This window comes from Streptomyces coerulescens (genome assembly GCF_042657965.1).
Taxonomy (GTDB): domain Bacteria; phylum Actinomycetota; class Actinomycetes; order Streptomycetales; family Streptomycetaceae; genus Streptomyces; species Streptomyces coerulescens.
Genome location: NZ_JBHSKM010000003.1, coordinates 223918 through 235663 on the forward strand (window position 1 = coordinate 223918; position 11746 = coordinate 235663).

Sequence of the window (11746 nt, forward strand, 5' to 3'; positions counted from 1 at the left end):
GGGACCGCAATGCGCACCGAACCACCGCCGGCGGGCACCGCAGTCTTAACGGTGAATAGGGCCTTGCGAACCCTGTATGCCTTGACACGTATTTTCATTCGATGGCAATGTCTTGGGTGAAGGAACACTCCCCGCTGCGGGATGCACCACTGGTTCATGAGCGCTGAGAGAGAGTGGCCAACCCCCCATGAAAAACGCCGGCCTAGACTCCGTAGAGATCCTCCCCGACGCACCACGGAACTGGTCTCCGGAACCGTATCGCGACAATTATTTGGCGCTTTTCGAGCAGTCCCTCGTTTGCATCGCGAACCTCGATCTGGAATTCCGGATAGTGGAGGCCAACCGATCCTTCGCCCAGCAATTCGACTGGAACCCAGGGCGGGGCACGGGAAGGGACTTCTGCGAACTACTGCACCCCAGTGTGCAGGGCAAGCTGAAGAACGAGTTGATCCGTCTGGCGGACGGTCAGAGCCCCCGGTTCGCCGACCACTTGGTCGCCTTGGGGGCCAAGGACGCGGTGTTCCGTGGCGAGATGACCGGAATCGCCGTACGGAGCGGTGTCGGCCGGGTGGACCGTATTCTGGTGCTGGTCGACCCGGAGCAGTCCGAGACCGGTCCGCAGCTCGCCAACGCACGGCGCAAACTTTTCAGTCCGATGCATGCCCGCATTCTGGAGGGAGTGGCGTCGGGCGAGTCGACGGTACAGCTCGCCACGAAACTTTTCCTCAGCCGCGGCGGAGTCGAGTATCACGTCTCCTCTCTGCTGCGGAAGATGAAGGTGACCAACCGGCCGGCGCTGATATCGAAGAGCTATTCCCTCGGTGTCTTCGCCGTCGGTCAGTGGCCACCGCGGGTACGCCCGGAGTTCGTGTCCGACTGACCGCTCTGCATTGCTGCGAAGGCCCCGCCGTCCGTCATCCGGCGGGGCCTTCGCGGCTTTTCAGGAACCGGCCGCACGGGCCGCGTCGAGTTCCGTGCGGATCTCGGCGTACACCTCGTCCAGGTGACCGGTGAGGAAGAAGTGGCCGCCGGAGAAGACCCGCAGACGGAAGGCGCCGTCGGTGTGGTCGCGCCAGGCCTCGGCCTCCGCCAGGGTCGTGCGCGGGTCGGCGTCGCCTGTGAGGACCGTCAGCGCTCCGCGGATCCGGCGTCCGGGCGGGCAGGTGTAGGTCTCGATGGCGCGGTAGTCGCCCCGGATCGCGGGCAGCGCCATCCGCAGCAGCTCGTCGTTGCCGAACACGGCCGCGTCGGTGCCGTTGAGGAGCCGCAGCTCGGTGATCACGCCCGCGTCGTCCTGCTGGTGCACCCGCTCGTCCCGGTGGGAGGACGGGGCGCGTCGGCCCGAGGCCACGACGGCGCGCGGCGGATTGACGCCGAGTTCCTCGAGGCGCAGTGCCGTCTCGTAGGCCAGGACGGCGCCCATGCTGTGGCCGAAGAACACGGTGGGTTTGTCGCTCAGTTCGCGGATCTCCTCGCAGAGCAGGTCCGCGAGCTTGCCGATGTCCTCCACGCACGGTTCGGTGCGCCGGTCCTGGCGTCCCGGGTACTGCAGCGCGACCACGTCGACTTCCGGGGCGAAGCGCACCGACACCGGGTGGAAGAAGCTGGCCGAACCGCCCGCGTGCGCAAAGCACACCAGCCGGACGGCGCTGGCAGCGGAGGGGTGGTAGCGGCGGATCCACGCCGTGGTGGCGTCGTCGGCGATACGCGACATGGGCGTCCTTTCCAGAGCTTTCGTCGGTGCGGCGGCGGCAACCGGCCCGCCGTCGCCGCCCATTGAACGGGGGCCGCCACCAGCAGAACCCCAAACTTCCGGCACCGCCGTGGTCTCAGCCGACGGGCCTGCGCTCGGCGGCGAGGACGGCTTGGAGTTCGCCTCTTCCTCGGATGCCGAGCTTGCGGTAGACGCTCGTGAGGTGGAACTCCACGGTGCGCTGGGTGAGGAAGAGGGCCTCGGCGATCTCCCGGTTGGTGGCTCCGGCGGCGGCCCGTTCGGCGACCTGGCGTTCGCTGCCGCTCAGTGCGTCGGTGGGTGACTCGGTGCCGCTGCGCAGCCGTCCGCCGGCCGCGCCGAGGGCGGGCACCGCCTGGTCGAGGAGCTGCCGGTCGCCGCACAGTACGGCGATGTCGATGGCGCGGCGCAGCCGTTCGCGTGCGCCCTCGGAGTCGCCGCGCTCCAGCAGTCGCCGGCCGAGCAGGTATTCGGCGCGGGCGTGCTCCAGGCGGCCCGGGCTGCCGTCGAGGAGACGGGCCGCCTCGGTCAGTTCCTCGATGCCGGTGTCGCCGGGCGTGAGGACACCGCGGGCGACGGCGAGCATGCCCTTGGCCCGGGGCGTGCCCCAGCGCAGTACGGCCGGCGCCACCCGCTCGACGATGTCCTGCCCGTCGCCGTACCGGCCGAGCTCGGCGAGCAATTGTGCGGCGTCGTACCACCAGGGCGCCAGCACGGGGTTGCCGATGCCCGCCTCGGCGAGGCTGTCGCCGCAGCGCACGAGATGGCCGAGGGCTCCCTCCAGGTCGCCGAGCGCGGCGCGGGTGCGGGCCCGGCTCATCATGTAGGTGTGCGACTCCAGTGCGAACTGGTCCAGGCGGGGCCGGCGCACCAGATCGAGGTGTTCCTCGGCGCGCCGGGCGTCGCCGCGCAGGACCAGGACGTCCGCGAGGGTGCAGTGCGGGCCGACGGCGCTCTTCACATGCAGATCGCGGTGGACGAGGTCGAAGGCGAGCTGTGCGTCCGCCAGCGCCTGGGCGATATTGCCGGCCCACATGTGCACCTGGGCGCGGGTGGTGGACACGAGGGCACTGTTCCAGGCCTGGCCGCGTTTCTGGGCGTGTTCGAGCAGGGTGGTGAGCACCTGCTCGACGGGTTTGATCTCGTCGGCGAGGTAGAGGGCGAGGCTGGCGCCGAGGGCGCCCCAGCCGCCCAGCGAGACGTCCCCGACCCGCAGGACCCGCTCGGCGGCCGGGACCAGTTCGGCGGCGGGACGGCCCTCCAGGGTGCCGAGCGCGCACAGCATGCCGAGCAGCAGCCGCTCCTCGGCGGTCTCGCCCGGCGGCAGGGGGTGGTCGCGGAAGCGTGCGCTGACGCGGCGCACCGTGGACTTCTCGTCCAGTCCGGAGACCAGCGCCATCGCCTCCATGAGGGTGCGCAGCGCCTGTTCGTCGGGGGCGTCGCCGAGTGCGGACTCGACCATGGGCAGTGTCTCGCCGACCAGCTCGAAGGCCCGCAGCGAGTTCTGGGCGCCGAGGGAGGTGATGACGTACTGAAGGACGAGCCGGCAGCGCAGGCGAGGGTCGGTGGCGAGGGACAGCGCGTGTTCCAGCCGGCTGAGCGCGGTGGGGTGGTCGGAGTGGGCGAGGACCCGGGCGGAGGCGGACAGCAGCTCGATGTCGTCGAGGTCGTGCCGCAGGGCGCGGGAGAGGTACTGGCCGGCGGTGGCGGGTGCGCCGCGCTGTTCGGCGCCGAGGGCCGCGGAGCGCAGGACGGTGACCATCCAGGGCTCGGGCACCTCGGGCAGGTGCATCAGCTGGACGGCGACCTGGTCGCTGGGGTGCCCGGAGTCGTTGAGCAGGCGTGCGGCGCGTTTGCGCAGCGCGAGGCGCTCCTCGGCCGGCGTCGCGTCCAGGACGGCCTGGCGCATGAGGTCGTGGCGGTAGGCGAGGGAGTCGGGGCGCAGCAGCCCGGCGGCGCGCAGGGCGTCGACGGCGCCGGCGGCGGGGCCCGGGGTGGTGCCGGCGAGGGCTGCGACGGTCTCGATGTCGTCGGACTCCAGGACCGCGAGCGCCTTGGCGACGGCGAGCCGTTCGGGGCTGAGCCGGTCGAGGTGGAAGCGGGCCACGGTGTCGTGCCCGAGGCCGTCCTGCAGGGCGTCGGCGTCCAGCGCGGCGTCCGGGGCGCGTTCCTTCAGGTCGCGGGCGAGGAGCTGGACGAGGAAGGGGGTGCCGCCGGTGAGTTCCATGCACCGGGCGACCACGGAGGCGTCGGGCGTGACGGTCAGGGCCGCGGCGAGCATGTCGCGCACGGCGTCGTCGGTGAGCGGTTCGACGTCGACGGTGAGGCAGGAGGGGGCGTCGGCCATCTCGTCCAGCACGTCGGGGCGGGCGGGCTCGACCTCGGTGCGCAGGGTGAGGAACAGGGAGACCGGCAGGCCCTCGGCCCGTCGCAGCAGGAAACCGAGCCAGCGCAGCGACGCCTCGTCGCACCACTGGAGGTCGTCGACGGCGAGGACGAGCGGGCGCTCGGCGGCCAGCGAGGCGGTGAGCCAGTACAGGCCGTGCATGACGCCGTACATGTCGGCGGGGTCGCCGTCGGGGTCGCCGTCCGTCGTGAGGGCGGGCAGGGCGAGCGCGGCGCTGCCCGCGAGCGCGGCACTGCCGGCGAGCAGCGGATGCCGGGCGGGGTCGCCGTCGGTGAGTCCGAGCGGTGCGAACAGTCCGCGCACGGCCGCGTAGGCGGCGCCGCCGCTCTCCTGGCACTTGACGGTGCGGACACGGGCGTGCACGTCCAGGTCGGCGAGCACCTCGTGCATCAGCCGGGTCTTGCCGATGCCGGCGGGTCCGCGCAGCAGGACCGCCCGGCCTCCCCCCGAGCCGTGGAGGTGCTCACGGATCAGGGCCAGTTCCAGGTCTCGACCGACGAGCGTGGGCTCGTCTTCCGCCTTGAGGCCGGAGGTTAAAGCCACCGCGTCTCCTGTATTGCGCCGCCACACAAAGCAGTTGGCGGAATGTACGAACCGAACGACCGTTTTCTCGTCCGATCATACGCACGAGCAGGGGTGTTCCTCGCCCGCGCGCGATGCGGTCGCACGCCCCCCGAAGCCGCTTTCGCAGGTACGCGATTGCGAACTCACGACCCGCTCGCCACGCTCCTCCGCCGGTCAGAAGGCCGACCGGAATCACCCGGTCCGGTTCGATCGGCGTCCGAGAGACGGAAGTTGAGCTCCGTTCACATTTGAGTGTGGTGCACCACACATGAGTGGAGTGTCGAGCCGCCGCGCCCCCGAACTCTCGGGAAATCGTCAGTGCCGGGACGGCAGGCTCGGCCCATGCAGCACACACCTCCTTTACCCGTGCTCGACACCGCCTCGCGTCCCGTGTTCGCCCCCAGCCCGCTGCGGGCCCTGCGCGACGAGGCACCCGTCCGCCGTGTGCGGACCCCCGCCGGTGACGAGGCCTGGCTCGTCACCCGGCACGCCGAGACGAAGGCACTCCTGCACGACGAGCGGCTCGGCCGCTTCCACCCCGCCCCCGCCACCGCGCCCAAGTACGTCGACAGCCCGCTCGTCCAGATGCTGATCATCGACGACGCCGACACGGCCCGGGAGATGCACCGTCGGTCCCGGGCCCTGCTCGGCCCGCAGTTCGCCGCACGCCGTATGCAGGAACTGAGGCCGCGCGTGGCCGGCGCCGCGCGCGCGATCGCCGCGGACTTCGCGGGCCGCGAGCAACCCGCCGATCTGCACGGGCAGTTCGCGCTGCCGTACTCGCTGAGCATCCTGCACGAGCTGATCGGCGTGCCCGCCGAGGAACGGGAACGCGCCACGCAACTCCTCGCCGACATCGGCCGGGTCGGGAAGGACGGGGCGGCCGCACCCGGCCCTGGCCCGCTCTTCGCCCTGTTCGGCGCGCTCGCCGAGGCCAAGCGGACCGCACCGCGCGACGACGTCCTGACCCGGCTGGTGACCGCCGGCATCCCCAGCGAGCAGGCCGCCGCGCTCGCCGCGACGCTCCTCATGGCGGGCCTGGAGAGCGTGGCGAGCTTCGTCACCCTGGGCGTCGCCCTGCTCGGCCGCCACCCGGAGCGGCTGCGCACGGCGCTCGACGAGCCGGAGGCGATGGCCGCCCTGGTGGAGGAAGTGCTGCGCAACGGCAAGCAGTCCGGCTCCGTCCTGCCCCGCTACGCCGCCGCCGATATCGAGGTCGCCGGGGTGACCATCCGGGCCGGCGACCTGGTGCTGCTGGACTTCGCACTGGCCAACCACGACGAGCGCGCCTTCGAACGGGCCGGGGAGTTCGATCCGCGCAGGGCGCCCAACCCCCATCTGTCGTTCGGGCACGGCATCTGGCACTGTCTCGGCGCCTCGCTGGCCCGGATCGAGCTCGCGGAAGCGTTCACCGCGCTGTTCACGCGCATGCCCCGACTGCGACCGGTGGTCCCGCACGAGGAGCTCATGACCGGTGCCGGGCGGCTCGTCGGCGGACCGGCGGAACTGCCGGTTCGGTGGTAGCGAAGCGGGCCGGCCACCACGGGTACTCTCCGGCCGGCCACGCACGACCCGGTCTCAGAGCGGCTCAACCCTCACCGGGGCTTCCGATCCCGTGCCATGACTAGGGATTTGCCCGCCGCGAGCGGCCCATCCTTCGTCTCACATCGGGGTCCGGAGGTCCCGGTGCCACCTCACGGTGAGAGGGGACGGCACGTGACAGCAACCGACATGATGGACGACGCCGCACGGCAGGTCGACTTCCCGTTCCGCCGGCCCGGCGAGCCCTTCCCCCCGCCCGGCTACGCCGAGTTGCGTGGGCGCGACGGGCCGGCGTGGTCGATGATGCCGGGCGGCCAGCGTGTCTGGCTGCTGACCCGGTTCGAGGACGTGCGCGAGGCCCTGCTCCACCCGCACCTGAGCTCGGACTCCCGCAACGAGGGGTTCCCCACCCCGGGCCGTACCGGCGGACCGCCCGCGCAGACCCAGATTCCGGGCTGGTTCGCCACGCTCGACCCGCCCGAGCACGACCGCTACCGCAAGATCCTCATGCAGGACTTCACCGCCCGGCGGATGAAGGAGCTGCGCCCCCGCATCCAGAAGGTCGTCGAGGACTGCGTGGAGTCGCTCGTCGCCAAGGGCAGCCCGGCCGATCTGGTCGCGGACTACGCCGTGCCCATTCCGTCGCTGGTGATCTGCGAGCTGCTGGGCGTGCCCCACGCCGACCGGGCCTTCTTCGAGTCCCGGATCTCGGTCCTGGTCACCCTGTCCGCCACCGACGAGGAACGGGACCGGGCGACCACGGAACTCCTGCGCTACCTGGGCCGGATGGTCACCATCAAACGGCACCGGCCCGGCGACGACATGATCAGCACGATGCTCGCCTCCGGGGAACTGGCCCCGATGGAGGTCGGCGGTGCGGCCCTGCTGCTGCTCATCGCCGGCCAGGAGACCACCGCCAACAACATCGCCCTGGGCGCCGTCCCCCTCATGACGCACCCCGAGTGGATCGGCGACCCGGGCATCGTGGACGAGCTGCTGCGGTTCTACTCCGTCGCCGATCTGGTGCCGCTGCGGGTGGCCGTGGCGGACGTGGAGATCGGCGGCCAGCTGATCAGGGCGGGCGAGGGCGTGGCGCCGCTGGTGGCCGCCGCCAACTACGACGACGGCAGGTTCGCCTGCCCGCACGCCTTCGACCCGAGCCGCTCGGCCCAGGGCCATGTCGCCTTCGGCCACGGCCGGCACAAGTGCCTGGGCCAGCATCTCGTACGCGTCGAAATGGAGTTGGCCTACCGCATCCTGTTCGAGCGGCTGCCCGGCATCCGGCTCGACCGTGCAGTCGAGGACCTCGACTACAAGGACGACGGCGTGCTGTACGGGCTCGCCGAACTCCCGGTGCGCTGGTGACCCTCCGCCCACCGTGCCGCCTCGCGCGACTGCGACCGAGCCGATGCGCCGCCGCCACCCGACAGAACCAGGATTTCGCATGCCCGCAGACCTGACCCGGCTTCCCGCCACCGCACCGGTGTCCGACGTCACCGCCGTCCTGGAACGCGACGGCGGTGTGATCGTGGAGAACCTCGTCGACGAGCCGACCCTGAAGGGACTGTGGGACGACCTAGGTCCCGCGCTCGACGGCGTCGGCTACGGCGACAGCTCCTTCACCGGTCAGCGCACCAAACGGCTCAGCTCGCTCTTCGCCCGCTCCCGGCACATGGAGCGCATCGCGCTCGATCCGCTGTACCTGGGCGCCGCCCGGGACCTGATCGAGCGCCCCTCGACGAACTGGTTCGGCCGGCAGCGCGCCGATCTCGCGCCGAACGTCCAGGTCAGCATCACCCAGGTGATCCAGATCTGGCCCGGCGAGACCGCTCAGCCGCCGCACCGCGACGACATCGCGCATCTGCTGCCCAGCCCCGGCCCGACGAACCGGGTGCAGATCATGCTCGCGATGAGCGAGTTCACCGAGGAGAACGGCGCCACCATGGTCTACCCGGGCAGCCATCTCTGGGAGGCGGAGCGTGCGCCGCGCCCGGAGGAGGCCGTGCAGGCGGAGATGGATCCGGGGTCCTGCCTGATCTGGGTGGGCGGTCTGTTCCACGGCGGCGGCGCGAACCTCGCCGACGAGGCGCGCACGGGCCTCACGCTCGCGCTGGTCCGCGGCAATCTGCGCCAGGAGGAGAACCAGTATCTGGCCGTACCGCGGGAGATCGTGCGCGAGTACCCCGAGGAGCTCCAGCGGCTGCTCGGCTGGGGCCTGTGTCCGCCGTTCCTGGGCTGGTACGAGCAGGAGGACCCGATCCGGCTGCTCGACGACTGACCGACCCGACCGGTCGTCGAACTGCCGGTCGGACATCGAGGGCCGCCGCGCTCACCGCGCGGCGGCCCTCGCCGTGTTCAGCGCTCCAGCAGCCAGGCGTGCACGGCGCGCGCGGTGGTGTCGGCGTCACCGTCCAGCAGGCTGACGTGGGTGCCGGGCACCTCCAGCGCCTCGTGCGGCAGCGGCCAGTCGGGCCGGCCGGCGCCCAGGAGGAGGGCGGGGTCGTGTTCCGCCGCGGACACGAACAGGGTCCGCGGTGACTCGGCGAGGGGCGCGGGCCGCCACCCGTCGAACAGGCCGCCGTAGTGGGCGGTCGCGGTCAGTTGGTCGGCGACGACGGGGACGTCGGGGAAGTCCCGCATGAGCCGGCAGGAGGTCGCGACCATGGCGAGCGCGAGGTTCTCGTCGGGCGTCTCGGGCGAGTCGAGCAGCACCAGGGCGCGCGGGGGTGCGCCCGCCTCGGCCAGTGCGGCGGCCAGGAGGTGGGCCTGCCAGCCGCCGGAGGAGTAGCCGACGAGGGTCAGCGGCTTGTCCCCGAAGGCGGCGAGGACGGCCTCCGCCTGCCGGGCGGCGGCGGCCTCGGGGCTGTCGGGCAGCGCCTCGCCGGACGCGTAGCCCGGCGCGGGCAGCACCCAGACGTCACGCCTGCCGTTCAGGGCCGCGGCGAACCGGGAGTACTGGTACGCGGTGACGGGCGCGACCAGCGACGGCAGGCACAGCAGGGCTTCGCCCTCGGTCCCGGTGGCGAGCCGGACCGGCCGGGGGGCGGGCACGGTCGTGCCGGGGCGTGCGTCCGGGTGGGCCGTCTCGCCGGGCGGCGCGTCGGACGGCCCGTCGGACGGCGCGTCGGGCAGCCCGAACCCCGGTCGCATCGCGGCCGCGAGGTGCAGCATGTCCAGTCCCTTGTCGTACTGCTCCCGCTCGAAGGCGTACCGCACGAGCGCGGTCAGGGAATCGGTGGCTACGGCCGACTGCCGCTTCCCGTCGGCCAGTTGAGCGCTGATGCGGGCGGCCAGGGCGCGCGGTGTGGCGTGCTCGTACAGGGCGGACGTCGGCAGTTCGACTCCGCAGGCGCGCGCCAGGCGGTTGCGGAGGTCGGCCAGCGACAGGGAGGTGAAGCCCAGCTCGAGGAACCGCTGTGTGGGGCCGACGTCACCGGTGTCGGAGTGCCCGAGGACGTGGGCCGCCAGGGAGACGACGACCTCCAGGACGGCGCTCTCGCGCTCGGCCGGGGGCAGGGCGCGGAGGCGGTCGGCGGCCGGCTGCTCGTGGGGAGCGAGCACAGGCTCGTCGGGCGAAGGGAGCTCGGACGAAAGGGCGGACGAAGGGAATTCGGGCGAAGGGAGTTCGGTCGGAGTCTGCGGAATGCCGAGGAAGCTCATCGCGCCGTTCTCCCCCGCGCGGTCGGGCAGCCAATAGCGCCGGCGCCGGAAGGCGTACGTCGGCAGGTCGATACGGCGCGCGCCGGTCCCCGTGAACACGGCGCCCCAGTCGACGTCCGTGCCGTGGACGTAGACCTCGGCGAGAGCGGTGAGCAGCGCGGCGACCTCCGCCCGGTCGCGGCGCAGGACGCTCACGGCGACGGCGGTCCCCGCGGGTGCCTGCGCGCTGAGCACCGGGTCCGGGCCGATCTCCAGGAGCCTGCTGACCCCTTGGCCGGAGGTGACGGTGGTGAGGGCGTCGTGGAAGCGCACCGGCTCCACGATCTGGTCCGCCCAGTAGCGCGCGGTGGTCCAGTCGCCGTCCCGCAGCGCCTGCCCGGTGACCGAACTGACGGCGGGTACGGCCGGCGTGCGGTAACCGATGCCTTCGGCCACCGCGGCGAAGTCGTGCAGGACCGGCTTCATCAGGGGTGAGTGGAAGGCGTGGCTGACGCGCAGTCGCTTCGTACGGCACCCACGGTCATGGAACCGGGCGAGCACGGCCTCCACGGCGCTCTCCGCCCCCGACACCACGACGGACCGCGGCCCGTTCACCGCGGCGATCACTACATCCCCGTCCACCGCCTCGGCGACCTCGCCCTCGGTCGCCTCGATCGCGGCCATCGCGCCGCCCCCGGGCAGCGCCTGCATCAGCCGCGCACGCGCCGCCACCAGCCGTACCGCGTCGGGGAGTTCGAAGACCCCGGCGGCATAGGCGGCCGCGAACTCGCCCACGGAGTGTCCGACCACGCAGTCCGGCTCGGTCCCCCAGGAACGGAGCAGCTCCACCAAGGACACCTGTACGGCGAACAGCGCGGCCTGCGCATGCCCGGTACGGTTCAGCAGCGCGGCCTCCGCCAAGCCCTCGGGCGCGAAGACCGCGGCCCGTACGCCCGTGGGGAAGCCGGCGGCACCGTCGAGTTCCCCGTCGAGGTGCGCGCACACCTCGTCGAAGGCACGGGCGAACACGGGGAACCGCCCGTACAACTCCCGTCCCATTCCCGGGCGTTGACTGCCCTGCCCGGTGAACAGCCACGCCGTGCCGCCGTCGATGACGGTGCCGCTGACGACGTCCGGGGGCGTGGTCCCGGTGCCGAAGGAGGTGAGTGCGGTGGCCAGCGTCGGGGTGTCCGGGCCGAGCGCCACGGCGCGGTGGGTCAGGGCGGCACGGGTCGTGGCCAGCGAGTGCCCGATGTCGTGTGCCGCGTGATCGTCGGTGAGGGCCGAGGCGAGACGGGCGGCCTGCTGGGCCAGCGACTCCGGGCGGTGGGCGGACAGCACCCAGGGCACGAGCGGGAGCGAGGCGTCGGGCTCGTCACTCCTGTCGGTGTGGTCGGCCGGGGCTTCTTCGAGGATGACGTGGGCGTTGGTCCCGCTGATCCCGAAGGCGGAGACGCCGGCCCGCCTGGGCCGCTCACCACGCGGCCACACCCGCGACTCCGTCAACAGCCGGACCTGCCCCGCCTCCCAGTCCACATGCGAGGACGGCCGATCCACATGCAACGTCGCGGGCAGCGCCTCCCGCTGCATCGCCAGCACCAACTTGATCACACCGGCCACACCCGCCGCTGCCTGCGTATGCCCCAGATTCGACTTCACCGACCCCAACCACAACGGCCCATCAGTACGTTCCTGGCCGTAGGTGGAAAGCAGGGCCTGTGCCTCGATCGGGTCGCCGAGCGTCGTGCCCGTGCCATGGGCCTCGACGACGTCGACGTCAGCGGCGGAGATTCGGGCCGTCTTCAACGCCTGGCGGATGACGCGTTGCTGGGACGGGCCGTTCGGTGCGGTCAGCCCGTTCG

At 72.1% G+C, this 11746-nt stretch carries 7 protein-coding genes; 4 read left to right on the forward strand and 3 right to left on the reverse strand.

The genetic code is table 11. The features are described 5' to 3' along the window. Positions 1-187: 187 nt before the first annotated feature. Positions 188-880, forward strand: a complete 693-nt coding sequence (locus tag ACFPQ9_RS08335) for a helix-turn-helix transcriptional regulator (RefSeq protein ID WP_380849073.1) — start codon at positions 188-190, stop codon at positions 878-880. 60 nt (positions 881-940) lie between these two features. On the opposite strand, the gene ACFPQ9_RS08340 is transcribed toward ACFPQ9_RS08335, so the two are convergent. After that, on the reverse strand, positions 941-1714 hold the full coding sequence (locus tag ACFPQ9_RS08340; protein WP_380849076.1) for a thioesterase II family protein: 774 nt from the start codon (positions 1712-1714) through the stop codon (positions 941-943). 115 nt (positions 1715-1829) lie between these two features. Beyond that, positions 1830-4682 (reverse strand): ATP-binding protein, encoded by a 2853-nt coding sequence (locus tag ACFPQ9_RS08345; protein ID WP_380849079.1) that lies wholly within the window; start codon positions 4680-4682, stop codon positions 1830-1832. A gap of 363 nt (positions 4683-5045) precedes the next feature. Here ACFPQ9_RS08345 and ACFPQ9_RS08350 point away from each other — a divergent pair, with 363 nt between their 5' ends. The 3 genes from ACFPQ9_RS08350 (at position 5046) to ACFPQ9_RS08360 (ending at position 8523) form a co-directional block, all read left to right on the forward strand. Next, positions 5046-6227, forward strand: a complete 1182-nt coding sequence (locus tag ACFPQ9_RS08350) for a cytochrome P450 (protein ID WP_380849082.1) — start codon at positions 5046-5048, stop codon at positions 6225-6227. A 207-nt stretch (positions 6228-6434) separates the two neighbouring features. Beyond that, positions 6435-7610: a cytochrome P450 gene (locus ACFPQ9_RS08355; protein ID WP_380849116.1), complete on the forward strand. Its 1176-nt coding sequence runs from the start codon at positions 6435-6437 to the stop codon at positions 7608-7610. Between the two features lie 79 nt (positions 7611-7689). After that, a complete protein-coding gene (locus ACFPQ9_RS08360) occupies positions 7690-8523 on the forward strand; it encodes a phytanoyl-CoA dioxygenase family protein (protein WP_380849085.1) in 834 nt (277 codons plus the stop codon). 77 nt (positions 8524-8600) lie between these two features. On the opposite strand, the gene ACFPQ9_RS08365 is transcribed toward ACFPQ9_RS08360, so the two are convergent. After that, positions 8601-11746 (reverse strand): type I polyketide synthase (locus ACFPQ9_RS08365; protein ID WP_380849088.1); only part of this gene is annotated, 3146 nt, incomplete at its 5' end.